This window comes from Gemmobacter lanyuensis, from assembly GCF_014652355.1.
In the GTDB taxonomy this organism is placed as follows: domain Bacteria; phylum Pseudomonadota; class Alphaproteobacteria; order Rhodobacterales; family Rhodobacteraceae; genus Gemmobacter; species Gemmobacter lanyuensis.
Genome location: NZ_BMYQ01000005.1, coordinates 139,754 through 164,510, shown reverse-complemented (window position 1 = coordinate 164,510; position 24,757 = coordinate 139,754). Strand labels below are relative to the sequence as shown.

Below are 24,757 nucleotides of genomic sequence, written 5' to 3'. Positions count from 1 at the left end.
GGTCACATGGCACGCGAGTATCCGCTCCACCTCTACCGCAACTTCGGGATCATGGCGCACATCGACGCGGGTAAAACCACGACGACCGAGCGCATCCTGTACTACACCGGCAAGTCCCACAAGATCGGCGAAGTCCATGACGGCGCCGCCACGATGGACTGGATGGAGCAGGAGCAAGAGCGCGGGATCACCATCACCTCGGCTGCGACGACCACCTTCTGGGAACGCACCACCGACGGTTCGACGGCTGAAAGCCCGAAGCATCGCTTCAACATCATCGACACCCCCGGCCACGTGGACTTCACCATCGAGGTGGAACGTTCGCTCGCCGTTCTCGACGGGGCGGTCTGCCTTCTCGACGCCAACGCCGGTGTCGAGCCGCAAACCGAAACCGTGTGGCGTCAGGCTGACCGCTACAAGGTGCCGCGCATCGTGTTCGTCAACAAGATGGACAAGATCGGCGCCGACTTCTTCAAATGCGTTGACATGATCAAGGATCGCACCGGTGCGACCCCTGCTCCGATCGCCCTGCCGATCGGCGCCGAGGACAAGCTGGAAGGCATCATTGACCTCGTCACCATGAAGGAATGGGTCTACCAGGGCGAAGACCTGGGGGCCTCGTGGATCATCCAGGACATCCGCGACGGCCTGAAGGATCAGGCTGACGAATGGCGCGCCAAGCTGGTCGAACTGGCTGTCGAGCAGGATGACGCTGCGATGGAAGCCTATCTCGAAGGGACCGAGCCTTCGGAAGAGGAACTGCGCAAGCTGATCCGCAAGGGCTGCCTGTCGATGTCCTTCGTGCCGGTCACCGCCGGTTCCGCGTTCAAGAACAAGGGCGTGCAGCCGGTTCTGAACTCGGTGATCGACTACCTGCCTTCGCCGCTCGATATCCCGCCCTACCTGGGCTATGCCCCGGGCGACGAGACCGAGACCCGCAACATCGAGCGCAAGCCCGATGACGCGGATCCCTTCTCGGCTCTGGCGTTCAAGATCATGAACGACCCCTTCGTGGGCTCGCTGACCTTTACCCGCATCTATTCTGGCGTCCTGAAAAAAGGCGACCAGATGCTGAACGCGACCAAAGGCAAGCGTGAGCGCGTCGGCCGCATGATGATGATGCACGCCATCAACCGCGAAGAAATCGAAGAAGCCTTCGCAGGCGACATCATCGCGCTGGCCGGTCTGAAAGAGACCACCACCGGTGACACCCTCTGCGATCCGGCCAAGCCGCTGGTTCTCGAAACCATGACCTTCCCGGAGCCGGTTATCGAGATCGCCGTGGAACCGAAGTCGAAGGCCGACCAGGAGAAGATGGGCATCGCCCTCGCTCGCCTGGCTGCTGAAGACCCGTCGTTCCGCGTCGAGACGAACTTCGAATCCGGCCAGACCATCATGAAGGGCATGGGCGAACTTCACCTCGACATCCTCGTCGACCGTATGCGTCGCGAGTTCAAGGTCGAGGCGAATATCGGTGCGCCGCAGGTGGCCTATCGTGAAACGATCTCGTCGGCTTACGAAATCGACTACACGCACAAGAAACAGACCGGTGGTACCGGTCAGTTCGCGCGCGTGAAGCTGCAGATCACCCCGACCGAGCCGGGCGAAGGTTATTCGTTCGAATCGAAGATCGTGGGCGGTGCGGTGCCGAAGGAATACATCCCCGGCGTCGAAAAGGGCATCAAGTCCGTCATGGACTCGGGCCCGCTGGCTGGCTTCCCCGTGATCGACTTCAAGGTCGCTCTGGTGGATGGCGCGTTCCACGACGTCGACTCGTCTGTTCTGGCCTTCGAAATCGCCTCGCGCGCTGCCATGCGTGAAGGTCTGAAGAAGGCCGGCGCGAAGCTGCTCGAGCCCATCATGAAAGTCGAAGTGGTGACGCCGGAAGAATACACCGGTTCCATCATCGGCGACCTGACCTCGCGTCGGGGCATGGTGCAGGGTCAAGACACCCGCGGCAACGCCAACGTGATCAACGCGATGGTGCCGCTGGCGAACATGTTCGGCTACATCAACAACCTTCGCTCGATGTCCTCGGGCCGCGCGGTGTTCACGATGCTGTTCGACCATTACGACGCCGTGCCGGAAAACATCTCGCAAGAGATCCAGAAGAAATACGCCTGATCGGTGTGGCGGGGGAAACCCCGCCCTACCACCCCGTAGGGTGGGCCTGCGCCCACCACATCGCAACGCATTGAGGAGTTTGCCCCCATGGCAAAGGCAAAGTTTGAACGGACGAAACCGCACGTCAACATCGGCACGATCGGCCACGTTGACCACGGCAAGACGACGCTGACGGCAGCGATCACCAAGTATTTTGGTGAATTCCGCGCCTATGACCAGATCGACGGCGCCCCGGAAGAGCGCGCTCGTGGCATCACGATCTCGACCGCCCACGTGGAATACGAGTCGGAGTCGCGTCACTACGCGCACGTCGACTGCCCCGGCCACGCTGACTATGTGAAGAACATGATCACCGGTGCGGCGCAGATGGACGGCGCGATCCTGGTGTGTTCGGCCGCTGACGGCCCGATGCCGCAGACGCGCGAGCACATCCTGCTCGGCCGCCAGGTGGGTATCCCCTACATGGTCGTGTTCATGAACAAGGTGGACCAGGTCGATGACCCGGAACTGCTCGAGCTCGTGGAAATGGAAATCCGCGAACTGCTGTCGTCCTATGACTACCCCGGCGACGATATCCCGATCATCAAGGGTTCGGCTCTGCACGCGATGAACGGCACCGAGAAGGCCATCGGCGAAGACGCGATCCGCGCTCTCATCGCTGCGGTTGACGAATACATCCCGACCCCGGCGCGCGCTGTTGACCAGCCGTTCCTGATGCCGGTCGAAGACGTGTTCTCGATCTCGGGTCGTGGCACCGTGGCCACCGGCCGTATCGAGCGTGGCGTTGTGAAGGTTGGCGAAGAACTTGAAATCGTGGGGATCCGCGCTTCCAAGAAGACCGTCTGCACCGGCGTCGAGATGTTCCGCAAGCTGCTCGACCAGGGCGAAGCTGGCGACAACGTCGGCCTGCTGCTGCGCGGTGTGGACCGTGAAGGCATCGAGCGCGGCCAAGTGCTGTGCAAGCCCGGCTCGGTGAAGCCGCACACCAAGTTCGAAGCCGAAGCCTACATCCTGACCAAGGAAGAAGGCGGCCGTCACACCCCGTTCTTCGCGAACTACCGTCCGCAGTTCTACTTCCGGACGACCGACGTGACCGGGACCGTGCAGCTGCCGGAAGGCACCGAGATGGTGATGCCGGGCGACAACCTGAAGTTCAACGTCGAGCTGATCGCCCCGATCGCGATGGAAGAGAAGCTGCGCTTCGCCATCCGTGAAGGCGGCCGCACCGTCGGCGCCGGCGTCGTGTCGAAGATCATCGAGTGATGATCCCGAGACGCGCCCGCAACGGCTCGTCCCACTGACGACGGAAAGGCCGCCCCATAAGGGCGGCCTTTTTCTGTGGGCCGGCGCAATTGGGCGAGAAAACACCAAGCTTCGCGATTCTGCCTTGCTTTGTTGGCCCGCTGCGTCTAAAGGCCCGTGGTGATCTGGACGGGTCGGCCCTTCGGGGCCGACTCGTTTGTTTCATCCCTATGCAAGAAACCTACGGAAGAGGGGTTTGGGGGCGGTCCGCCGGCCCGAAGCTTCCCGCCGAGCCCAAGGGGCACATATGTCACAGACCATCCGCATCAGGCTCAAAGCCTTCGATTTCCGCGTCCTGGATGCCTCGACGCAGGAAATCGTGAACACGGCCAAGCGGACCGGCGCGCAAGTGCGCGGCCCGATCCCGCTGCCGAACAAGATCGAGAAATTCACGGTTCTCCGTGGTCCGCACATCGACAAGAAGTCGCGCGACCAGTGGGAAATCCGTACGCACAAGCGTCTTCTCGACATCGTGGATCCGACCCCCCAGACCGTGGACGCGCTGATGAAGCTCGACCTCGCCGCTGGCGTGGACGTCGAGATCAAAGTGTAAGGGGAGGCGAAACCAATGCGTTCTGGTGTTATCGCCAAGAAGCTGGGCATGACCCGGCTGTTCCTCGAAGACGGCAAGCAGGTTCCTGTGACCGTCCTCCAACTCGACGCCCTGCAGGTGGTTGCTCAGCGCACCGCCGACAAAGACGGCTACACCGCCGTTCAGCTGGGTGCCGGTTCGGCCAAGGCCAAGAACACGACCGCCGCGCAGCGTGGCCATTTCGCGAAAGCGAATGTGGCGCCGAAGCGCAAAGTGGCCGAGTTCCGCGTTTCGGCTGAAAACCTGATCGACGTGGGCGCTGAAATCACCGCCGACCACTACCTCGCGGGTCAATTCGTTGACATCGCCGGGACCTCGATCGGTAAAGGTTTTGCCGGTGCGATGAAGCGTCACAACTTCGGTGGTCTGCGCGCCTCGCACGGTGTGTCGATCTCGCACCGTTCGCACGGTTCGACCGGCCAGTGCCAGGACCCCGGCAAGGTGTTCAAGGGCAAGAAGATGGCTGGCCATCTGGGTGCCGTGCGTGTGACCACGCAGAACCTGCAGGTCGTCAAGACCGACGCCGACCGTGGCCTGATCCTGGTGAAGGGCGCCGTGCCCGGTTCCAAGGGTGGCTGGGTCACCATCAAGGACGCGGTGAAGAAAGCCGCTCCGGCTGGTCTGCCGCTGCCTGCCGCTGTTCGTTCGGCTGCGCCGGCTGCTGAAGCCGCCGAAGGGGGTGAAGCATGAAACTTGATGTGATCAAGCTGGACGGCGGCAATGCCGGTTCCATCGATCTGGACGAAGCGCTGTTCGGCCTCGAGCCGCGCGCCGACATCCTTCACCGTGTTGTCCGCTGGCAGCGCGCGAAGGCCCAGGCTGGCACCCACTCGGTGCTCGGCAAGTCGGACGTGAGCTATTCGACCAAGAAGATCTACCGCCAGAAGGGCACCGGTGGCGCACGTCACGGTTCCAAGAAGGCGCCGATCTTCCGTCACGGTGGCGTCTACAAGGGCCCGACCCCGCGGTCGCACGCCCATGACCTGCCCAAGAAGTTCCGCGCCCTCGGCCTGCGCCATGCGCTGTCGGCCAAGGCGAAAGCGGGCGAGCTGATCATTCTGGACACGGCCGCCCTGGCCGAAGCCAAGACCGCTCAGCTGGCCAAGGTCGCGAAGGAACTGGGCTGGAAGCGCGTCCTCATCATCGACGGCGCCGACCTGAACGAGAACTTCGTGAAGGCCGCCCGCAACATCGAGACCATCGATGTGCTGCCGTCGATCGGTGCCAACGTCTATGACATCCTGAAGCGCGATCAGCTCGTGATCACGAAGGCGGGTGTCGAAGCTCTGGAGGCTCGCCTGAAATGAGCGCGAAACCCGAACACTACGACCTGATCAAGAAGCCCCTGATCACCGAAAAGACCACCCTCGCGGCGGAAGCCTCGAATGCGGTGACCTTCCAGGTGGCGATGGACGCGACCAAGCCGCAGATCAAGGAAGCCGTCGAGGCTGTCTTTGGTGTGAAGGTCAAGGCCGTGAACACCGTTGTGTCGAAGGGCAAGGTCAAGCGTTTCCGTGGCCGTCCCGGCGAACGCAGCGACAAGAAAAAGGCTTATGTGATCCTCGAAGAGGGGAACACTATCGACGTGGCCTCGGGCCTCTGATAGAAGCCGCACGAATCTCTCGGCCCCGGACTTTCCGGGGCCGAGGATTTTTCGTGGACAGGGCCGCAAGGTACCCCACGAAGTCACCGGGGATCTTCGGAGCCCTACAACCGCGCGAGGACGATCCTTCGGGGGCGTCATGCGCTAGCTAACGGAAGACAGAAAGCATGGCACTTAAGTCGTATAAACCGACGACGCCTGGCCAGCGTGGGCTGGTTCTGATCGACCGTTCGGAGCTGTTCAAAGGTCGTCCGGTCAAAGCCCTCACCGAGGGTCTGACCAAGACGGGTGGCCGCAACAACACCGGACGCGTCACGATGTGGCACAAGGGTGGCGGCGCGAAGCGTCTCTACCGCGTTGTGGATTTCAAGCGTCGCAAGTTCGACGTTCCGGCGGTCGTCGAGCGGATTGAATACGATCCGAACCGCACCGCCTTCATCGCCCTCGTGAAATACAACGATGGCGAGCTTGCCTATATCCTGGCGCCGCAGCGTCTCGCCGTGGGCGACACTGTTGTCGCTGGCGCCAAGACCGACGTGAAGCCCGGTAACGCGATGCCTTTCTCGGGCATGCCGATCGGTACCATCGTTCACAACGTCGAGCTGAAGCCCGGCAAGGGCGGCCAGCTGGCCCGCGCTGCTGGCACCTATGCCCAGTTCGTCGGGCGTGACGGTGGCTACGCGCAGATCCGCCTGTCCTCGGGCGAACTCCGCATGGTCCGTCAGGAATGCATGGCCACCGTTGGTGCCGTGTCGAACCCCGACAACTCGAACCAGAACTTCGGTAAGGCCGGTCGTATGCGCCACAAAGGCGTGCGTCCGACCGTTCGCGGTGTCGCGATGAACCCGATCGACCACCCGCATGGTGGTGGTGAGGGCCGGACCTCTGGTGGCCGTCACCCGGTTACGCCGTGGGGCAAGGGCACCAAGGGTAACAAGACCCGCAAGAACAAGCAGACCGACAAGTACATTGTCCGGTCGCGCAATGCGAAGAAGGGGCGTTAATCCATGTCGCGTTCTATTTGGAAAGGCCCCTTCGTCGACGCCTATCTGCTGAAGAAAGCAGAAAAAGCGCGCGAATCCGGCAAGGCCGAGGTCATCAAGATCTGGTCGCGTCGTTCCACCATCCTGCCGCAGTTCGTCGGGCTGACCTTCGCCGTCTACAACGGCAAGAAGCACATCCCGGTTGCTGTGACCGAAGAAATGATCGGCCAGAAGTTCGGTGAATATTCGCCGACCCGGACCTACTATGGTCACGCCGCCGACAAGAAAGCCAAGAGGAAGTAATCGCCATGGGTAAGGAAAAGAATCCGCGCCGCGTGGCGGAGAATGAGGCCTTCGCGAAAGCGAAGATGCTTCGGACCTCGCCGCAGAAGCTGAACCTCGTTGCTGGTCTGATCCGCGGCAAGAAGGTGGACAAGGCGATTGCCGACCTCACCTTCTCGAAAAAGCGGATTGCTCAGGACGTGCTGAAGTGCCTGCAGTCGGCCATTGCCAACGCTGAAAACAACCACGGCCTCGACGTTGACGAGCTGGTGGTTGCCGAAGCCTACTGCGGCAAGAACCTGGTGATGAAACGTGGCCGTCCGCGTGCGCGTGGCCGGTTCGGCAAGATCATGAAGCCGTTCTCGGAAATCACCATCAAGGTGCGTCAGAAAGGGGAGACTGCGTAATGGGTCAGAAAGTAAACCCCATCGGGATGCGCCTCCAGGTCAACCGGACCTGGGACAGCCGCTGGTTCGCCGACTCGAAAGACTACGGCAACCTGCTGCTTGAAGACCTCAAGATGCGTGACTTCATCCATGAGGAATGCAAGCAGGCCGGCGTGTCTAAGGTGATCATCGAACGTCCGCACAAAAAGTGCCGTGTGACCATTCACACCGCACGTCCGGGCGTGATCATCGGCAAGAAGGGCGCTGACATCGAAGGGCTTCGCAAGAAGCTGTCGAAGTTCACCGCTTCGGAACTGCACCTGAACATCGTCGAAGTGCGCAAGCCGGAACTGGACGCTCAGCTCGTTGCCGAGTCGATCGCCCAGCAGATGGAACGTCGCGTTTCGTTCCGTCGCGCCATGAAGCGCGGCGTGCAGAACGCGATGCGCATGGGCGCACTGGGGATCCGCGTGAACGTTTCGGGCCGCCTTGGCGGTGCCGAGATCGCCCGGACCGAGTGGTACCGCGAAGGTCGCGTGCCGCTGCACACCCTGCGCGCCGACATCGACTATGCCCTGTCCGAAGCCAAGACCCCCTACGGGATCATTGGCGTGAAGGTCTGGATCTTCAAAGGCGAAATCCTTGAGCACGATCCGCAGGCGCATGACCGTCGTCTGACCGAAGCCCAGGACGGCCCCGCCCCGCGCGGTCCGCGCCGCGAGCGCGAACGCGCCTAAGGGAGTAGAGAAAGATGCTGCAACCGAAACGGACGAAGTTCCGCAAACAGCACAAGGGCCGGATCCACGGCGAAGCCAAGGGCGGTTTCGCCCTGAACTTCGGGTCCTTTGCCCTGAAGGCGACCGAGCCTGAGCGCGTCACCGCGCGTCAGATCGAAGCCGCGCGTCGTGCGATCACCCGTCACATGAAGCGTCAGGGCCGGGTCTGGATCCGCGTGTTCCCGGATGTTCCGGTTTCGTCGAAACCTACCGAAGTCCGTATGGGCAAAGGTAAGGGTTCGGTCGATTACTGGGCGTGCAAGGTGAAGCCGGGCCGCATCATGTTCGAGATCGACGGCGTTGCCGAAACGATCGCGCGTGAAGCCCTGCGCCTGGGTGCGATGAAGCTTCCGGTCACGACCCGCGTGGTCGCCCGCGAAGACTGGTAATCCCGTCGGCGCAAGCCGTTCAGGATCAGGCCCCCGCCGGAAACGGCGGGGGCTTTTTGTTTGGCTATTCGATGACGTAATTATAGGTGCCGCAAAGATCGGGGTCGTCGATATTCTCGGGCTGATCGCCGCCAAAGACTGCCATTTGCAGGATTGGGTCCATGCCCGGCAATTCGATGGGGGTGAAGACGACGAAGGTCGCCTCCCAATCCGCGCCGCAGAGGTAATTGCCATTCTCCAGCTCACCCGGGTCTTCGGCCACGGCGAAGATGCCGCCGGACCAGACCTCGGGGTCGCCGAGGTTCCAGGCCGAGCTGCTGTCCTCGACATAGATCAGCGGGATTTCGGCACCGCCCGCGGTGGTGAGGATCTTGTTCACTTCGCCGCCGCGCAGTGTAATGTCGCCGGTCACGGCTTCGGCAGTGGTGCTATAGGCGGGGAAGGTGCCGTTCTCCTCCCAGGGCATGGCATCTTGGGCGAGGGTCAGGGTCGCGGTCGTCAGCAGGGGCAGGGCGAGGAACAGGGCTTTCAAGCGGCATACTCCGAACAGTTGAATCACGTCCTGACCCCATGCTAAACCGAAACGCATCAGGGCGATGCAGCTTTCGCGACGCCCGCTGCGTGGGCTGCCTTTCCCGCCCGCACCAAACTTTCCCTTGCGTTTATGGCCCGAGACCCGTACACGGGCGCATCTGCGGATCCGAGGTGACTCGGATTCGTTGGTTCGTCATTGATCCGCCAGGTGTACGGTCACCCTGTTTCAGAGGGGCCGTCTGGCGATTGTCAAAAGGAAAAGGCGCATGACCGCCAAGGAACTTCAGGCCAAGTCGCCCGAGCAGCTCCGTGAGCAGCTCGTGGCACTCAAAAAGGAAGCGTTCAATCTGCGCTTCCAGCAAGCGACCGGCCAGCTTGAAAACACCGCCCGTATGCGCGCTGTCCGCAAGGAAGTGGCCCGCGTGAAGACGGTTCTGAACCAGAAAGCCGCAGTTGCGGCGGCGAACTGAGGAGTAGACACATGCCGAAGCGTATCCTGCAGGGTGTCGTGACCTCGGACAAGAACGAGCAGACGATCACCGTTCTCGTTGAGCGCCGTTTCAAGCACCCGCTGCTGCAAAAGACCGTTCGTAAGTCGAAGAAATATCGCGCTCACGATGCGGAAAACAAGTTCAAGGTCGGTGACGTGGTTCGCATTGAAGAATGTGCGCCGATCTCGAAGACCAAACGTTGGACGGTGGTCGTCGAGGCGTAAGCCTCGGCCCATCGTTCAGCCTTGAACGAAACCCTGGGGCCGTGACGGATTAGCGGTCTCAAAGGTCGGGAGAAACCAAATGATCCAGATGCAGACCAATCTGGATGTTGCTGACAACTCCGGCGCTCGCCGGGTGCAGTGCATCAAGGTTCTGGGCGGTTCGCACCGCCGCTACGCATCCGTGGGCGACATCATCGTGGTGTCGGTCAAGGAAGCGATTCCGAAAGGTCGCGTGAAGAAAGGTGACGTCCGCAAGGCCGTCGTCGTTCGCACCGCGAAAGAAGTGCGTCGTGAAGACGGCACCTCGATCCGTTTCGACCGTAACGCCGCCGTCATCCTGAACAACCAGGGCGAACCGGTTGGCACCCGTATCTTCGGGCCGGTCGTGCGCGAGCTGCGTGCGAAGAACTTCATGAAGATCATCTCGCTGGCGCCGGAGGTGCTGTGATATGGCTGCGAAGCTGAAAAAGGGCGACAAAGTCGTCGTGCTCACCGGCAAGGACAAGGGCAAGCAGGGTGAGATCACCTCGGTGAACCCGTCGGCAAACAAAGCCGTTGTCGAGGGCGTGAACATTGCCATCCGCCACACCAAGCAGTCGCAAGCCTCGCAGGGCGGCCGCATCGCGAAAGCCATGCCGATCGACCTGTCGAACCTCGCGATCGTTGACAAGAACGGCAAACCGACCCGCGTTGGCTTCCGCATGGAAGGCGACCAGAAGGTCCGTTATGCCAAGACCACGGGGGACGTGATCTGATGCTTGACGCTGCGACCTACACCCCGCGTCTGAAGGCCGCCTTCAAGGCCACCATCCGCGCCGCGCTCAAAGAAGAGTTTGGCTACAAGAACGATATGCAGATCCCGCGTCTGGACAAGATCGTCCTGAACATGGGCGTCGGCGAAGCCGTGAAAGACACCAAGAAGGTGAAAGCAGCTGCCGAGCAGCTGACCGCCATCGCGGGTCAGAAGGCTGTCATCACCCACGCCAAGAAGTCGATCGCCGGCTTCCGCGTTCGTGAAGAAATGCCGCTCGGCTGCAAGGTCACCCTCCGCGGCGACCGCATGTACGAATTCCTCGACCGTCTCGTCAACGTGGCCCTGCCGCGCGTCCGCGACTTCCGCGGCGTGAAGGGCAATTCGTTTGACGGCCGTGGCAACTACGCCATGGGGCTCAAGGAGCAGATCGTGTTCCCCGAGATCGATTTCGACAAAATCGACGACGTTCTCGGCATGGACATCATCATCTGCACCACCGCCAAGACGGACGCTGAAGCGAAGTCGCTGCTGAAGCACTTCAACATGCCGTTCTCCAGCTGATCGCGCGAGGAAAGACATTATGGCCAAAAAATCCATGATCGAACGCGAGAAGAAGCGTCAGCATCTGGTGGACGTCTACGCCACCAAGCGCGCTGCTCTCAAAGAGATCATCTCGAACCAGGACCTGCCCGTCGCTGAGCGCTTCCAAGCTGCCCAGAAGCTGGCACAACTGCCCCGCAACTCGTCCGCGACCCGGCTGCACAACCGCTGCCAGCTGACCGGCCGTCCGCACGCTTATTACCGTAAGCTCAAACTGTCGCGTATCATGCTGCGTGAACTGGCCTCGTTCGGCCAGATCCCGGGCATGGTGAAGTCGAGCTGGTAAGGAGGAACGCACATGTCGATGAACGATCCTCTCGGCGATATGCTCACCCGCATCCGCAACGCACAGCAGCGTGGCAAGTCGACCGTGTCGACCCCCGCCTCGAAGCTGCGCGCCTGGGTGCTCGATGTTCTGGCTGACGAAGGCTACATCCGTGGCTACGAGCGCGCCTCGACCGACAATGGTCAGGGTGAGCTGGTGATCTCGCTGAAGTACTTTGAAGGCGAGCCCGTCATCCGCGAACTGAAACGCGTCTCGAAACCCGGCCGCCGTGTGTATATGGGCGTGAAGGACATTCCGTCCGTCCGCAATGGTCTTGGCGTTTCGATCGTCTCCACGCCGAAAGGCGTGATGTCCGATGCAGCTGCACGCTCCGCCAACGTCGGCGGTGAAGTGCTCTGCACCGTGTTCTGAGGAGGGTTAGATGTCTCGTATTGGCAAAAAACCCGTCGCTCTGCCGAATGGCGTTTCGGCTACCGTCAACGGTCAGACCGTCGAAGTGAAGGGCCCGAAAGGGACCCGCAGCTTCACCGCGACCGACGACGTCAGCGTGGCGCTGAACGACGGTGCAATCGTCGTCACTCCGCGTGGCACCTCGAAGCGTGCGCGTCAGCAGTGGGGCATGGTCCGGTCCATGGTTGAAAACCTGGCCGTGGGCGTGACCACCGGTTTCAAGAAAGAGCTGGAAATCCAGGGCGTGGGTTACCGCGCCGCGATGACCGGCAACGTCCTGAAACTGTCGCTCGGCTATTCGCACGAAGTGAACTTCGAAGTTCCGGCTGGCGTCACCGTGACGGCTCCGAAACAGACCGAAATCGTTGTGGAAGGCATCGATCAACAGCTCGTTGGTCAGGTGGCTGCGAACATCCGCGACTGGAAACGTCCTGAGCCCTACAAAGGCAAGGGGATCCGGTACAAGGACGAGTTCGTCTTCCGCAAGGAAGGCAAGAAGAAGTAAGGACTGCGAAGATGGCGAACAACAAGAGAGAGCTGTTCCTCAAGCGCCGCCTGCGCGTCCGGAACAAAATCAAGGCGATGGCCAACGGGCGTGCGCGTCTGTCGGTCCACCGCTCCAGCAAGAACATCAGCGTTCAGCTGATCGACGACGTGCGCGGCGTGACGCTTGCCTCGGCCTCCACCCTGGAGAAAGAGCTGGGCTTCGTCGGCAAGAACAACGTGGAAGCCGCTACCAAAGTGGGCGCCACGATTGCCGAGCGTGCGAAAGCGGCCGGTGTCGAAGAGTGCTACTTCGACCGCGGTGGTTTCCTCTTTCACGGGAAGATCAAGGCTCTGGCCGACGCTGCCCGTGAAGGCGGCCTGAAGTTCTGAGGAGTTGAAAAATGGCAGAACGTGAAAACCGTCGCGAAGGCCGTCGTGAAGATCGTCGGAACGATGCCCGTGAGGAAACTCCGGAATTCGCTGACCGTCTGGTAGCGATCAACCGCGTGTCGAAAACCGTGAAAGGGGGCAAGCGCTTTGGCTTTGCCGCTCTCGTGGTGGTCGGCGATCAGCGCGGTCGTGTCGGCTTCGGCAAAGGCAAGGCGAAAGAAGTGCCGGAAGCGATCCGCAAGGCCACTGAACAGGCCAAGCGCTCGCTCGTCCGTGTGCCGCTGAAAGACGCCCGCACCCTGCACCATGACATGGAAGGCCGCCACGGCGCCGGTCGTGTCGTAATGCGTGCGGCCGTTCCGGGGACCGGTATCATCGCCGGTGGTCCGATGCGCGCCGTGTTCGAAATGCTGGGCCTGCAGGACGTCGTGGCGAAATCGCTCGGCTCGCAGAACCCCTACAACATGATCCGCGCGACCATCGACGGTCTGAAGCAGGAATCCTCGCCCCGTCAAGTCGCGCAGCGTCGCGGCAAGAAGGTCGCCGAGATCCTGAAGAAGCCCGAAGGCGAAGCGGTCGAGGCGTAAGGAGTTAGGACATGGCTAAAAAAACCATCGTCGTGCAGCAAGTGGCCTCGGCCGCGCGCCGCCCCGCCATTCAGACCGCGACCCTCAAAGGTCTGGGCCTGAACAAGATGCACCGCACCCGTGAACTGGAAGATACCCCTTCGGTTCGCGGCATGGTCAACAAGATCTCGCATCTTGTGAAGATCATCGAAGAGCGCGGCTGATTGCAGCGAATAAGGTAGGGCGGTTTCGTCCTGCTGCAGAGACGCGCGGGTTGCACCGCGCGTCTTTTGCTTTTATTAGGCGGGCGTGGAATCCACCGCGATTGCCAGAATCCAAGAAAAATGCCGTGTTTGCCCCATCCGTCGCAGGTAGGGCAGTTCCGGCCAAGGAGAGTGCGACATGAAACTGAATGAACTCCGTGACAACGAAGGCGCAGCCCGCAAGCAGAAGCGCGTGGCGCGTGGTCCGGGCTCGGGCAAGGGTAAAACCGCCGGCCGTGGTATCAAGGGTCAGAAGTCCCGCTCGGGCGTGGCTCTGGGTGGCTATGAAGGCGGCCAGATGCCCCTCTACCGTCGTCTGCCGAAGCGTGGCTTCAACAAGCCGAACGCCAAGGAATACGCGGTCATCAACCTGGGCCTGATCGAGAAATTCGTCGCGGCCGGCAAGCTGAATGCGGCCGAAATCACCGAGGACGCGCTGGTTGCGGCCGGTGTGACCAAGTACAAGCGCGATGGCGTGCGCGTGCTGGCCAAGGGTGCCGTGACCTCGAAACTGGTCATCACCGTGACCGGCGCTTCGCAAGCTGCCGTTGACGCTGTGGCGGCTGCCGGTGGCTCGCTCACCGTCGCGCAAGCGGCTGCGGAATAATGTTGTGAGCGGTCGCAAGACCGCTTACATCAAGCTCAAGTTTTCCCGCGCCGCCGACCGGAAAACCGGTTCGGCGGCGCTCTCATGAAAGAGCACGGGCATGGCATCTGCTGCAGAGCAAATGGCGGCGAACCTCAGCTGGGGCGCCCTTGGCAAGGCGAGTGACCTTCGCCAACGCATCTTCTTTACGATCGGTCTGCTGATCGTTTACCGCTTGGGCACCTATATCCCGGTTCCGGGGATCGACGGGGCGGCGCTGCGCAATTTCATGTCGGATGTCTCGGCCGGTCTGGGCGGCATCCTGAACATGTTCACCGGCGGCGCGATCAGCCGCATGGGGATCTTCGCGCTTGGCATCATGCCCTATATCTCGGCCTCGATCATCGTGCAGCTTCTGGCGTCGATGGTCCCTTCGCTGGAACAGCTGAAGAAAGAGGGCGAGCAGGGCCGCAAGAAGATGAACCAGTACACCCGCTACGGCACGGTGGCGCTGGCTCTCTTCCAGGCCTGGGGCATCGCGGTGAGCCTGGAGGCCGGGAACCTCGCGCATGAGCCGGGCATGTTCTTCCGCGCTTCGGTGGTCATCACGCTGGTCGGCGGGACCATGTTCCTGATGTGGCTTGGCGAACAGATTACCGCCCGCGGCATCGGAAATGGCACTTCGCTCATCATCTTCGTGGGCATCGTGGCGGAAATTCCGGCAGCTTTGGCGCAGTTCCTGAGCCAGGGTCGGTCGGGTGCGGTCAGCTGGCCGGTCATCGTCGGTGTGATGATCATGGTGGTTGCGGTCATTGCCTTCGTGGTGTTCCTCGAACGTGCGCTGCGCAAGATCCACATCCAGTATCCCCGGCGTCAGGTCGGCATGAAGATCTATGACGGCGGGTCTAGCCATCTGCCGATCAAGGTGAACCCCGCGGGCGTGATCCCGGCGATCTTCGCCTCGTCGCTGCTGCTGCTGCCGACGACCATCGCCGCCTTCTCGCATACGCAGACCGGGCCGGTGATGTCGACGATTCTGGCCTATTTCGGGCCGGGGCAGCCGCTCTATCTGTTGTTCTTCGTGTCGATGATCGTGTTTTTTGCCTACTTCTACACCCATAACGTTGCCTTCAAGGTGGATGAGGTTGCTGAAAACCTGAAGAATCAGGGTGGGTTCATTCCGGGCATCCGGCCTGGCAAAAAGACCGAAGAATATTTCGAATATGTGGTGAACCGGATCCTCGTTCTGGGCGCGGCCTATCTGGCTTTCGTCTGCCTCCTGCCCGAGATCATCCGCAGTCAGCTGTCCATTCCCTTCTACTTCGGCGGCACGTCGGTGCTTATCGTGGTGTCGGTCACGATGGACACCATCAACCAGATCCAGTCCCATCTGCTGGCCCACCAGTATGAAGGTCTGATCGAAAAATCGCAGCTGCGCGGCAAGAAGCGCAGCGGCAACAAGGCGCCCACGCGCCGCTAAAAGACAAGGGAAGAGAGCATCATGGTCAATATCATCCTCCTCGGACCGCCCGGCGCGGGCAAGGGCACGCAGGCCAAGCGGCTGGTGGACGAACGGAACATGGTGCAGCTTTCCACGGGTGACATGCTGCGCGAGGCGCGCAGCTCTGGCACCGAGATGGGCAAGAAGGTCGCCGAGGTCATGGACAAGGGCGGGCTCGTCACCGACGAGATCGTCATCGGCCTGATCGAGGAAAAGATCACCGGCAATGCGGGTGGAGGCTTCATCTTTGACGGCTTCCCCCGCACGCTGAAGCAGGCGGATGCGCTTGGCGCGCTGTTGGAAAAGACCGGGCAGAGCCTGGATGCCGTGATCGAGATGCAGGTGGACGATGCGGCCCTGGTCGCACGGATCACCGGGCGCTTTACCTGCGGCGGCTGTGGCGCTGTCTATCATGACGTGACCAAGCCCACCAAGGTTGCGGGCACCTGCGATGTCTGTGGCAGCACCCAGATGGTCCGCCGGGCCGATGACAATGAGGACAGCCTCAAGCATCGCCTGATGGAGTATTACAAGAAGACCTCGCCGCTGATTGGCTATTACTATGCCAGGGGCAAGCTCGCCTCGGTCGATGGTCTGGCCGAGATGGAGGCCGTTGCCGCCGCCGTTGCGAAAGTTCTTGACAAGAAATGAAGTTTGGTGCGCCGCCCTTGACGCGCGCATCAAAACCCCCTAAGCCACGGCGTCCCGTATGGGAATCGTCCGTGGCTTTTGTGTTTCATCCTATCGGATGTGATTCGGGTCCGGCGTTCGATCCGGTCGGCGTTTAATGCATTCTCGCGCCGCTCCGGGGTTGTGAAAAAAGGTTCTGGCATTACGGAACCGCAACATGAAGGAAGATACGCGTGGCACGTATTGCTGGCGTCAACATCCCGACCGCGAAACGGGTTCCGATCGCGCTCCAGTACATTCATGGCATCGGCGCCTTTTTCGCCGAGCAGGTCTGCGAAGCCCTGAACATCGATCGCGCCCGTCGCGTGAACCAGCTTTCGGACGCCGAAGTGCTGGCCATTCGCGAATATATCGACGCCAACTTCACCGTTGAAGGCGACCTGCGTCGCGAAGTGTCGATGAACATCAAGCGTCTGATGGACCTCGGCTGCTATCGCGGCCTGCGTCACCGCCGGAACCTGCCGGTTCGCGGTCAGCGCACCCACACCAACGCCCGCACCCGCAAGGGCCCGGCGAAGCCGATTGCCGGCAAGAAGAAGTAAGGGGAGGCGTGACCAATGGCTCGTGATAAGACCCGTATGAAGCGTAAGGAACGCAAGAACATCGCCGCTGGCGTCGTTCATGTGAACTCCTCGTTCAACAACACCAAGATCCTGATCTCCGACGTTCAGGGCAATGCCATTTCCTGGTCGTCGTCGGGCACCATGGGCTTCAAGGGTTCGCGTAAGTCGACCCCCTATGCCGCCCAGATGGCCGCCGAAGACGCTGCCCGCAAGGCGCAGGAACATGGCATGAAGACCGTTGAAGTCGAAGTGCAAGGTCCGGGTTCGGGCCGCGAATCGGCGCTGCGTGCGCTGGCTGCGGTTGGCCTGACCATCACCTCGATCCGCGACGTGACGCCGCTGGCCCACAACGGCTGCCGTCCGCCCAAGCGTCGCCGCGTCTGACGCATGTTTTTTGATCGGGCCGCGCTGAAAATGCGCGGCCCGGTTGTCTATTTCTGAACCTCGGGCGTTCGCTGCTTCTGGACATGGGCAGGGAACAAGAATGGAGGCGATCGCATGATCCACAAGAATTGGGCTGAACTCATCAAGCCGACCCAACTGGTCGTCAAGCCGGGGCCGGATGCGGCACGGACCGCGACCATCGTCGCCGAACCGCTGGAACGCGGCTTTGGTCTGACGCTGGGCAACGCGCTGCGTCGCGTGCTGATGAGCTCGCTTCAGGGCGGCGCCATCACCTCGGTGCAGATCGACAACGTGCTGCACGAATTCTCGTCCGTGGCAGGCGTACGTGAGGATGTCACCGACATCGTCCTGAACCTGAAGGGCGTGTCGCTCAAGATGGAAGTCGAAGGGCCGAAGCGTCTTTCGATCTCGGCCAAGGGGCCGGGCGTTGTCACCGCCGGTGACATTTCGGAATCGAACGGGATCGAGGTTCTGAACAAGGACCACGTGATCTGCCACCTCGACGATGGCGCCGACGTGTTCATGGAGCTGACCGTGAATACCGGCAAAGGCTATGTTGCGGCGGACAAGAACAAGCCGGAAGATGCGCCGATCGGCCTGATCGCCATCGACGCGATCTTCTCGCCGGTCAAGAAAGTGTCCTACGAAGTCACACCGACCCGCGAAGGTCAGGTGCTCGACTATGACAAGCTGACCATGCGGATCGAAACCAATGGTGCCCTGACGCCGGAAGACGCGGTGGCCTATGCTGCCCGTATTCTGCAGGACCAGCTGGCGATCTTCGTGAACTTCGACGAGCCGGAGTCGGCTTCGAAGCAGGAACTGGACACCGGTCTGGAATTCAACCCGCTCCTCCTCAAGAAAGTGGACGAGCTGGAGCTTTCGGTCCGTTCGGCCAACTGCCTCAAGAATGACAATATCGTCTATATCGGCGATCTGATCCAGAAGACCGAAGCCGAGATGCTCCGCACCCCGAACTTCGGTCGCAAGTCGCTCAACGAGATCAAGGAAGTGCTTTCGGGCATGGGCCTGCACCTCGGCATGGACGTCGAGGATTGGCCGCCGGAAAACATCGAAGATCTGGCCAAGCGCTTCGAAGACCAGTTCTAAGGTTTCGGGGGGCGGTAACGCCCCCCAAATGCCCGCGATGGCGGGGAAAGAAGGGCAAAGAACGGTCCTTTGGATCGTGATCGGCCTGAACGGGCAATTCCGCCCCAGCGAAGTGGCCCCAACGCAGGGCTGCAAGACAAAGCAAAACGCTAGGAGATCATCATGCGTCACGCTCGCGGCTACCGCCGTCTGAACCGCACCCACGAACACCGCAAGGCGCTGTTCGCCAACATGTCCGGCGCTCTGATCGAGCACGAGCAGATCAAGACCACCCTTCCGAAAGCGAAGGAACTGCGTCCGATCGTCGAAAAGCTCATCACGCTGGCCAAGCGCGGCGATCTGCATGCCCGTCGTCAGGCTGCTGCGCAGCTCAAAGAAGACAAGCATGTCGAGCGTCTGTTCGCTATCCTCGGCCCGCGCTATGCGAACCGTCAGGGCGGCTATGTCCGCATCCTGAAAGCCGGTTTCCGTTATGGCGACATGGCTCCGATGGCGATCATCGAATTCGTGGATCGTGATCCCTCCGCCAAGGGCGCTGCCGACCGCGCGCGCACCGAAGCGGCTGAGGCTTCCGAAGCCTGATTTGCCCGCAACGGCACGGAAAGGCCCGCCTCCGGCGGGCCTTTTTGTTTGGAACGGCCGCTCACGCGGACGGGAGGCGTTGACACAGTCCGTTGCATCCGGCGCGCGGGCCGACCATATCGGAGGTGGCCTTAGCAATGCAGGTGTTCCGGATGAACCGACTGACGCGCCTTTTCTGCACGCCGCTGCTGATTGCAGCACTCAGCACCCCCATTTTCGCGCAGGATGTCCCGCAGGACCAAGCGCAGATCTCGCTCAGCTTCGCGCCGGTGGTGCGGCAGGCGGCGCCGGCGGTGGTGAATATCTATGCAACCGTGGTGGTGGAGCAAAAGGTCAACCCCTTCGCGGGCGACCCGTTCTTCGAGCAATTCTTTCAGGGCATGGGCCGGTCGGTCCCCCGGGTGGAAAACGCCCTCGGGTCGGGGGTGATTGTGGGCCAGGACGGCATCGTGGTGTCCAACTACCATGTCGTCGGAAATGCGACGGAAATCCGGGTCGAGCTTTCGGACCGCCGCGAATTCAAAGCCCATGTTCTCTTGGCCGACAAAGAGGCCGATCTGGCGGTCTTGCAGCTGGAAGGCGCGCGGGATCTGCCCTCGCTGCCACTGCGGAATTCCGACGCTGTCGAGGTGGGGGAGCTGGTGCTGGCCATCGGTAACCCGTTTGGTGTGGGGCAGACCGTATCCTCGGGCATCATCTCGGGTCTGGGGCGCTCCACGCTCGCCATCGGGGCGGGGCATGGGTATTTCATCCAGACCGATGCGGCGATCAACCCCGGCAATTCAGGCGGGGCGCTGGTCGATGTGGCCGGGCGTCTGATTGGCATCAACACGGCGATTCTGACGCGTGGGGGTGGGTCGAACGGCATCGGCTTTGCGATCCCCTCGAACCTTGTCCAGAATTTCATCGAACAGGCTGTGGCGGGTGAGACGCGCTTCCAGCGGCCTTGGGCGGGTGTGCAGGGGCAGGCGATGGATGCGGCCATGGCCGAGGCCATGGGCCTGCCGCGCCCGGAGGGCGTGGTTGTGGCGCAGTTGCACCCCGAAAGCCCCTTCCGCGCCGCGGGTCTGGCGGTTGGCGATGTGATCCTTGCCATCGATGGTGCGCCGACCGATAGCCCGCAAGAGGTGATGTTCAGGCTGGCGGCGCTGGGGATCGGGAAAGAGGTCAGCATCACCTATCTGCACGACGGCACCCGGCGAGAGGCGAAGACCACCCTCGTCGCCGCGCCCGACAGCCCCGCCCGCGATCCGCGGACCATGGGCAACGACAGCGTGCTGCGCGGCCTGTCGGTGTCGCGGATCAACCCCGCGGTGAGCGCCGAGATGAACCTGCCTGACACCGCCTCGGAGGGTGTGGTTGTCACGGGGGCCGATGCACTTGCTGCGCGGGTCGGTCTGCGTCCGGGGGATGTGCTGGTGGCCATCAATGGGCAGAAAATCGTCACGCCTGCCGATGTGGAGGCGGCCAGCACGCAGTTGCAGCGCCGCTGGGCGGTCGAGGTCTTGCGCGATGGTCAGCCCATGATGCTGCGCTTCCGCATCTGACCTTCCCCCGCGGGGGCAGAGCGCCTAATCTGTCACCATGTCTGACTTGTTCGATACACCCTCTTCCCCCGCACGTCCGCAGCCCGAGGCGCCCCGGCCCCTGGCCGACCGCCTGCGGCCCAAATCCCTGTCCGAGGTCATCGGGCAGGAACAGGCCCTTGGGGCAGAGGGCCCGCTGGGGGCGATGCTGACGGCAGGCAGCCTGTCGTCGCTGATTCTGTGGGGTCCGCCGGGGGTGGGCAAAACGACCATTGCCCGGCTGCTGGCCGATCAGACCCAGCTGGCCTTCGTGCAGATCAGCGCGATCTTCACCGGCGTGCCCGAACTGCGGAAGGTTTTTGAACAGGCCCGGATCCGGCGGGCGAACGGGCAGGGGACGCTGCTCTTCGTGGATGAGATCCACCGTTTCAACAAGGCGCAGCAGGACGGGTTCCTGCCGCATATGGAGGATGGCACGATCCTTCTGGTCGGCGCCACCACCGAAAACCCGAGCTTTGAGCTGAACGCCGCGCTTCTGTCGCGCGCGCAGGTCATCGTCCTTGACCGGCTGTCATTGGCCGATCTGGAACGGCTGGCCCAACGGGCCGAACGCGAATTGGGCCGCGCCCTGCCGCTGGTGGGTGAGGCGCGCGAAACTTTGCTGGAAATGGCGGATGGCGATGGTCGTGCGGCGCTGAACCTGATCGAGCAGGTCGCGGCCCACAAGGGCGCACCCCTGACCAAGGCGCAGCTTTCGCAGCGTTTGATGCGGCGGGCCACGAAATACGATAAATCGGGCGAAGAACATTACAACCTGATTTCGGCGCTGCATAAATCCATCCGCGGCAGCGATCCGGACGCGGCGCTGTACTGGTTTGCCCGGATGCTCGAAGGCGGCGAAGACCCGCGCTTTCTGGCCCGCCGTCTGACGCGCATGGCGGTCGAAGACATCGGGCTTGCCGATCCGCAGGCGCAGGCCGTCTGCATCGACAGCTGGCAAACCTATGAACGGCTGGGCAGCCCCGAGGGGGAATTGGCGCTGGCCAATGCGGTGGTTTACCTTGCGCTCGCGCCCAAATCGAACGGGGTTTATGTTGCCTACAAGGCCGCGCGCGCAGCCGCGCGTGACACGGGCAGCCTGCCGCCGCCCCTGCATATCCGCAACGCGCCCACCCGGCTGATGAAGGATATCGGCTATGGCGCGGGCTATGCCTATGACCATGACGCCGAAGACGGGTTTTCGGGGCAGGATTATTTTCCCGAAGGGATGCGCCGCCCGGTGTTCTATGCGCCGCCCGAACGTGGCTTTGAACGCGAACTGAAGAAGCGCGTCGATTACTTTGGCAAGCTGCGGGCCAAACGTCAGGGCGGGTAGGGGCGTCAGACGTGCTGCGCCCCGTTCACCTCGATCTCGGCGCCCGAGATGTAGGAAGACTGGTCCGAGCACAGGAACCAGATCACATCCGCCACTTCCTTGGGCTGACCCAGACGCTGCATCGGCAGCTTCTCGACAATCTTTTCCGTACCGGGCGACAGGATCGAGGTTTCGATCTCGCCCGGGGCGATGGCATTGACCCGCACACCCAAAGGCCCGAAATCATGGGCCATTTCCCGCGTCAGCGCGGCCAGCGCCGCCTTGGACGTGGCATAAGCGGCCCCTGCGAATGGATGCACCCGGCTGCCCGCGATCGAGGTCACATTGACCACCGATCCGCCTGCTGCGGAAAGTTCATCCTTCAGACCCCGCGCCAGCACGATCGAGGCAAAGAAGTTCACATGGAAGACCTGCCCCCAAGTCCGCAGATCCGTCTCCAGCGTGTTCAGCCGCGCGCCATTCGGCCCTTTCGGAGAAATTCCGGCATTGTTGACCAGCGCATGCAGGCGACCGCCGACCTTTTCCTTGATCGTGGTGATGGCGCGGATGGTGGCATCCGGGCTGGCCAGGTCGATCTGGATATGGTTCTCCTCGCCCCCCGGCCAGGGGCAGCGCGGATCGAAGGGCTGGCGTGAACAGGTCAGCACGCGCCACCCTTCGGCGCCAAAGCGCTTGACGGTGGCATGACCGATCCCCCGGCTTGCGCCTGTCAGGACCATGACCTTCTGTTCGCTCATCTCGACCTCCGGATTTCGCAGCTACCCTAAGCCGCGATACGGGAATTGCAACCTTGGCAGGGCGGGGCAAAGGGGCTACCAACAGGACCGTACCCGCCTGAACCGATGGCCCTTTCCATGAAAAAGCAGACCGCGACGATGCAGGATTCGCTCCAGACCGCCAAGACCCTTGCCGAGGCTCTTCCCTATATGCAGCGCTATTCCGGCGCGGTTGTCGTCGTGAAATTCGGCGGCAATGCGATGGGCGATGATGATGCGATGGCCGAATTTGCCCGCGACATCGTGCTGATGCGCCAGGTCGGCGTGAACCCGGTGGTCGTGCATGGCGGCGGGCCGATGATCAATGACATGCTCAACAAGCTGGGCATCAAATCGGAATTCGTGCGCGGCAAACGGGTGACCGACAAGGCCACGGTCGAGGTGGTAGAGATGATCCTCTCGGGCCTTGTGAACAAGCGCATCGTGCAGGCGATCAACGATCAGGGTGGCCGCGCCGTGGGGATTTCCGGCAAGGATGATGACCTGATGGTCTGCGTGGCCGATGATCCGGAACTGGGTTTTGTCGGCAAGCCGGTCGAGATGAATGTGCAGGTGCTGCGCGATCTTTACAACGCCGGCATCATCCCGGTCGTGGCTCCGGTGGCGACGGGCATGGCCGATAACGAAACCTTCAACGTGAACGGCGATACGGCCGCGGGCGCGATTGCAGGCGCGTTGCAGGCCGACCGCCTGCTGCTGCTAACCGACGTCTCGGGCGTGAAGAACGCCGCGGGCGAGGTGATGACCCAGATCACCCCCGAGGAAATCCGCCAAATGACCGCTGATGGCGTCATCGCGGGCGGGATGATCCCCAAGACCGAAACCGCGCTGATGGCACTGGATCAGGGCGTGCGCGCGGTGACGATTCTGGATGGCCGCCTGCCCAATGCGGTACTGCTCGAGCTTTTCACCGATCATGGCGCCGGGTCGCAGATCCGCTCGACCGAGCCGCGGGTCAAACCCCGCACCCGTCGGTGAGCCTCGCGGATATCGCCCGCCGCGCTGCGGCGCATCACCTTGAAATCCTTGGCGGTTTCAACACCGCCGGGGATGAGGTCGGCCTGCCCCCCAAGACCCGGTCCCTGCTGCTGCTCGGCCCGTCCGAGCCCGGCTTCTGGCCGCATTTCACCGATCAGCCCGAATGGCGCGATGGCACCCCCGATCCGATGGATCGCTGGTCGCGTCGGGTGATCGGGCGGCTTGCCTGTGATCTGGGGGCCAAGGCGCTGTTTCCCTTTGGCGGTCCGCCCTGGCATCCGTTCTACCAATGGGCGCTGCGCAGCGGCCGCGCCTGGGAAAGCCCGGTGCGCCTTCTGATCCATGATCGCGCGGGGCTTCTGGTGTCGTTCCGCGGCGCGCTGGCCCTGCGCGAAACGCTTGACCTGCCCGCCCCGCCGTCCCGGCCCTGTGACAACTGCGCCGCCCCCTGCCGCACGGCCTGCCCGGCAGGCGCACTGACGGATGCGGGCTATGACGTGCCGGCCTGCCACCATTTCCTCAATACGTCTGCAGGTGCGGCTTGCATGTCGCAGGGCTGTGCCGTGCGCCGCGCTTGCCCCGTCTCGGCTTCCTATGCCAGACTGGAGGAACACTCGGCCTATCACATGGGGCAGTTCCACACATGACCAAACGCCTGATCCTGACGCGGCATGCGAAATCCAGCTGGGATGACCCGCTGATGACCGACCATGACCGCCCGCTGAACGAACGTGGCCGCGCGGCGGCTGCGGATCTGGGCCGCTGGCTCGCCTCGCGCGGCTATGTGCCGGGACAGGTGCTCTGTTCCGATGCGGTGCGGACGCGGGAAACCTGGGACGGCATCGCCCCTGCCTTGGTCTTTGATGGCGCGGTCGATCTGAAACCTGCGCTTTACCACGCGGGCGCAGATGTCATGCTGGCCGTGCTGCGTCATGCCAAGGCGGATGTCGTGCTCATGTTGGGCCATAACCCCGGCATTTCCGAATTCGCCCACCGGCTTGTGGCCCGCGCGCCGCTGAACCCGGAATTCCAGAAATATCCGACGGGGGCGACGCTTGTCGTTGATTTCGCCGTGGACAGCTGGGAAGAGGTCGATTGGGGCCTAGGCAGCGTGGATGACTTCATCGTCCCGCGCGAACTGGTCTTCTGATCCCCTTCATCTTGGAAAAAATATCCCGCAGGGG

At 62.2% G+C, this 24,757-nt stretch carries 36 protein-coding genes; 34 read left to right on the top strand and 2 right to left on the bottom strand.

Annotation, left to right across the window (positions count from 1 at the left end; translation table 11 throughout):
* Positions 1-6 precede the first annotated feature (6 nt).
* From fusA to rplP, 11 genes are all read left to right on the top strand, one after another.
* On the top strand, positions 7-2,124 hold the full coding sequence (gene fusA, locus IE101_RS10480) for an elongation factor G (protein WP_189633778.1): 2,118 nt from the start codon (positions 7-9) through the stop codon (positions 2,122-2,124).
* An 87-nt stretch (positions 2,125-2,211) separates the two neighbouring features.
* Entirely contained in the window at positions 2,212-3,387 is a 1,176-nt protein-coding gene (gene tuf, locus IE101_RS10475) for an elongation factor Tu (protein WP_189633777.1), read from the top strand.
* A gap of 286 nt (positions 3,388-3,673) precedes the next feature.
* Positions 3,674-3,979 carry a 30S ribosomal protein S10 gene (gene rpsJ / locus IE101_RS10470; protein WP_189633776.1) on the top strand — a complete coding sequence of 102 codons (306 nt, stop codon included), beginning with the start codon at positions 3,674-3,676 and terminating at the stop codon, positions 3,977-3,979.
* Positions 3,980-3,994: 15 nt separating this feature from the next.
* Positions 3,995-4,708, top strand: a complete 714-nt coding sequence (rplC, locus tag IE101_RS10465; RefSeq protein ID WP_189633775.1) for a 50S ribosomal protein L3 — start codon at positions 3,995-3,997, stop codon at positions 4,706-4,708.
* Entirely contained in the window at positions 4,705-5,325 is a 621-nt protein-coding gene (gene rplD / locus IE101_RS10460) for a 50S ribosomal protein L4 (protein ID WP_189633774.1), read from the top strand. Before rplC ends, rplD begins: the two co-directional genes overlap by 4 nt.
* On the top strand, positions 5,322-5,621 hold the full coding sequence (locus tag IE101_RS10455) for a 50S ribosomal protein L23 (RefSeq protein ID WP_189633773.1): 300 nt from the start codon (positions 5,322-5,324) through the stop codon (positions 5,619-5,621). The genes rplD and IE101_RS10455 overlap by 4 nt, the downstream gene beginning before the upstream one ends.
* Before the next feature lie 167 nt (positions 5,622-5,788).
* Positions 5,789-6,625, top strand: coding sequence for a 50S ribosomal protein L2 (rplB, locus tag IE101_RS10450; RefSeq protein WP_189633772.1), 837 nt, complete (start codon positions 5,789-5,791; stop codon positions 6,623-6,625).
* 3 nt (positions 6,626-6,628) lie between these two features.
* Positions 6,629-6,907 (top strand): 30S ribosomal protein S19, encoded by a 279-nt coding sequence (gene rpsS / locus IE101_RS10445; RefSeq protein WP_189633771.1) that lies wholly within the window; start codon positions 6,629-6,631, stop codon positions 6,905-6,907.
* Positions 6,908-6,912: 5 nt separating this feature from the next.
* The gene (gene rplV / locus IE101_RS10440) at positions 6,913-7,293 is read left to right on the top strand and encodes a 50S ribosomal protein L22 (protein ID WP_189633770.1); all 381 of its coding nucleotides are present in this window, start codon (positions 6,913-6,915) and stop codon (positions 7,291-7,293) included.
* Positions 7,293-8,009 carry a 30S ribosomal protein S3 gene (gene rpsC / locus IE101_RS10435; protein WP_189633769.1) on the top strand — a complete coding sequence of 239 codons (717 nt, stop codon included), beginning with the start codon at positions 7,293-7,295 and terminating at the stop codon, positions 8,007-8,009. The genes rplV and rpsC overlap by 1 nt, the downstream gene beginning before the upstream one ends.
* Before the next feature lie 14 nt (positions 8,010-8,023).
* On the top strand, positions 8,024-8,437 hold the full coding sequence (gene rplP, locus IE101_RS10430; RefSeq protein WP_189633768.1) for a 50S ribosomal protein L16: 414 nt from the start codon (positions 8,024-8,026) through the stop codon (positions 8,435-8,437).
* 64 nt (positions 8,438-8,501) lie between these two features.
* On the opposite strand, the gene IE101_RS10425 is transcribed toward rplP, so the two are convergent.
* A complete protein-coding gene (locus IE101_RS10425; protein ID WP_189633767.1) occupies positions 8,502-8,969 on the bottom strand; it encodes a hypothetical protein in 468 nt (155 codons plus the stop codon).
* Positions 8,970-9,237: 268 nt separating this feature from the next.
* Here IE101_RS10425 and rpmC point away from each other — a divergent pair, with 268 nt between their 5' ends.
* From rpmC to IE101_RS10325, 20 genes are all read left to right on the top strand, one after another.
* Positions 9,238-9,441, top strand: a complete 204-nt coding sequence (rpmC, locus tag IE101_RS10420) for a 50S ribosomal protein L29 (protein ID WP_189633766.1) — start codon at positions 9,238-9,240, stop codon at positions 9,439-9,441.
* Positions 9,442-9,452: 11 nt separating this feature from the next.
* Positions 9,453-9,686 carry a 30S ribosomal protein S17 gene (gene rpsQ, locus IE101_RS10415; RefSeq protein ID WP_189633765.1) on the top strand — a complete coding sequence of 78 codons (234 nt, stop codon included), beginning with the start codon at positions 9,453-9,455 and terminating at the stop codon, positions 9,684-9,686.
* Between the two features lie 79 nt (positions 9,687-9,765).
* Entirely contained in the window at positions 9,766-10,134 is a 369-nt protein-coding gene (rplN, locus tag IE101_RS10410; RefSeq protein WP_023666245.1) for a 50S ribosomal protein L14, read from the top strand.
* Between the two features lies 1 nt (position 10,135).
* Complete coding sequence (rplX, locus tag IE101_RS10405) at positions 10,136-10,441, top strand: 50S ribosomal protein L24 (protein ID WP_189633764.1); 306 nt, start codon at positions 10,136-10,138, stop codon at positions 10,439-10,441.
* Complete coding sequence (gene rplE / locus IE101_RS10400; RefSeq protein ID WP_189633763.1) at positions 10,441-11,001, top strand: 50S ribosomal protein L5; 561 nt, start codon at positions 10,441-10,443, stop codon at positions 10,999-11,001. Before rplX ends, rplE begins: the two co-directional genes overlap by 1 nt.
* A 19-nt stretch (positions 11,002-11,020) precedes the next feature.
* Positions 11,021-11,326 carry a 30S ribosomal protein S14 gene (gene rpsN / locus IE101_RS10395; protein WP_189633762.1) on the top strand — a complete coding sequence of 102 codons (306 nt, stop codon included), beginning with the start codon at positions 11,021-11,023 and terminating at the stop codon, positions 11,324-11,326.
* Positions 11,327-11,338: 12 nt separating this feature from the next.
* Positions 11,339-11,737: a 30S ribosomal protein S8 gene (gene rpsH, locus IE101_RS10390; protein WP_189633761.1), complete on the top strand. Its 399-nt coding sequence runs from the start codon at positions 11,339-11,341 to the stop codon at positions 11,735-11,737.
* Positions 11,738-11,747: 10 nt separating this feature from the next.
* On the top strand, positions 11,748-12,281 hold the full coding sequence (rplF, locus tag IE101_RS10385) for a 50S ribosomal protein L6 (protein WP_189633760.1): 534 nt from the start codon (positions 11,748-11,750) through the stop codon (positions 12,279-12,281).
* Between the two features lie 11 nt (positions 12,282-12,292).
* On the top strand, positions 12,293-12,652 hold the full coding sequence (gene rplR / locus IE101_RS10380; RefSeq protein ID WP_189633759.1) for a 50S ribosomal protein L18: 360 nt from the start codon (positions 12,293-12,295) through the stop codon (positions 12,650-12,652).
* An 11-nt stretch (positions 12,653-12,663) separates the two neighbouring features.
* Positions 12,664-13,239 carry a 30S ribosomal protein S5 gene (rpsE, locus tag IE101_RS10375; protein ID WP_189633758.1) on the top strand — a complete coding sequence of 192 codons (576 nt, stop codon included), beginning with the start codon at positions 12,664-12,666 and terminating at the stop codon, positions 13,237-13,239.
* An 11-nt stretch (positions 13,240-13,250) separates the two neighbouring features.
* The gene (gene rpmD / locus IE101_RS10370) at positions 13,251-13,442 is read left to right on the top strand and encodes a 50S ribosomal protein L30 (protein WP_189633757.1); all 192 of its coding nucleotides are present in this window, start codon (positions 13,251-13,253) and stop codon (positions 13,440-13,442) included.
* Positions 13,443-13,620: 178 nt separating this feature from the next.
* On the top strand, positions 13,621-14,088 hold the full coding sequence (gene rplO / locus IE101_RS10365) for a 50S ribosomal protein L15 (RefSeq protein ID WP_189633756.1): 468 nt from the start codon (positions 13,621-13,623) through the stop codon (positions 14,086-14,088).
* Positions 14,089-14,188: 100 nt separating this feature from the next.
* Positions 14,189-15,547 (top strand): preprotein translocase subunit SecY, encoded by a 1,359-nt coding sequence (gene secY / locus IE101_RS10360; RefSeq protein WP_189633755.1) that lies wholly within the window; start codon positions 14,189-14,191, stop codon positions 15,545-15,547.
* Between the two features lie 21 nt (positions 15,548-15,568).
* On the top strand, positions 15,569-16,219 hold the full coding sequence (locus IE101_RS10355; RefSeq protein ID WP_189633754.1) for an adenylate kinase: 651 nt from the start codon (positions 15,569-15,571) through the stop codon (positions 16,217-16,219).
* Positions 16,220-16,431: 212 nt separating this feature from the next.
* Positions 16,432-16,800, top strand: a complete 369-nt coding sequence (gene rpsM / locus IE101_RS10350) for a 30S ribosomal protein S13 (protein ID WP_146287357.1) — start codon at positions 16,432-16,434, stop codon at positions 16,798-16,800.
* A gap of 15 nt (positions 16,801-16,815) precedes the next feature.
* Positions 16,816-17,205 (top strand): 30S ribosomal protein S11, encoded by a 390-nt coding sequence (gene rpsK / locus IE101_RS10345; RefSeq protein WP_054301602.1) that lies wholly within the window; start codon positions 16,816-16,818, stop codon positions 17,203-17,205.
* Between the two features lie 114 nt (positions 17,206-17,319).
* Positions 17,320-18,336 (top strand): DNA-directed RNA polymerase subunit alpha, encoded by a 1,017-nt coding sequence (locus IE101_RS10340; protein WP_189633753.1) that lies wholly within the window; start codon positions 17,320-17,322, stop codon positions 18,334-18,336.
* A 162-nt stretch (positions 18,337-18,498) separates the two neighbouring features.
* Positions 18,499-18,918, top strand: coding sequence for a 50S ribosomal protein L17 (rplQ, locus tag IE101_RS10335; protein ID WP_189633752.1), 420 nt, complete (start codon positions 18,499-18,501; stop codon positions 18,916-18,918).
* Positions 18,919-19,070: 152 nt separating this feature from the next.
* Positions 19,071-20,465, top strand: a complete 1,395-nt coding sequence (locus IE101_RS10330) for a Do family serine endopeptidase (protein ID WP_189633751.1) — start codon at positions 19,071-19,073, stop codon at positions 20,463-20,465.
* 37 nt (positions 20,466-20,502) lie between these two features.
* Complete coding sequence (locus tag IE101_RS10325) at positions 20,503-21,819, top strand: replication-associated recombination protein A (RefSeq protein ID WP_189633750.1); 1,317 nt, start codon at positions 20,503-20,505, stop codon at positions 21,817-21,819.
* A 5-nt stretch (positions 21,820-21,824) separates the two neighbouring features.
* Here the strand turns inward: IE101_RS10325 and IE101_RS10320 are convergent, their stop codons facing one another.
* Entirely contained in the window at positions 21,825-22,556 is a 732-nt protein-coding gene (locus IE101_RS10320) for an SDR family NAD(P)-dependent oxidoreductase (protein ID WP_189633749.1), read from the bottom strand.
* A 117-nt stretch (positions 22,557-22,673) separates the two neighbouring features.
* On the opposite strand from IE101_RS10320, the gene argB reads away from it, so the two are divergent.
* The 3 genes from argB to IE101_RS10305 are packed head-to-tail and all read left to right on the top strand — an operon-like array spanning position 22,674 to position 24,723.
* Complete coding sequence (gene argB / locus IE101_RS10315) at positions 22,674-23,573, top strand: acetylglutamate kinase (RefSeq protein ID WP_189633748.1); 900 nt, start codon at positions 22,674-22,676, stop codon at positions 23,571-23,573.
* The gene (locus tag IE101_RS10310; RefSeq protein ID WP_189633747.1) at positions 23,570-24,220 is read left to right on the top strand and encodes a ferredoxin; all 651 of its coding nucleotides are present in this window, start codon (positions 23,570-23,572) and stop codon (positions 24,218-24,220) included. Before argB ends, IE101_RS10310 begins: the two co-directional genes overlap by 4 nt.
* Positions 24,217-24,723: a SixA phosphatase family protein gene (locus IE101_RS10305; protein WP_189633746.1), complete on the top strand. Its 507-nt coding sequence runs from the start codon at positions 24,217-24,219 to the stop codon at positions 24,721-24,723. Before IE101_RS10310 ends, IE101_RS10305 begins: the two co-directional genes overlap by 4 nt.
* Positions 24,724-24,757 lie beyond the last annotated feature (34 nt).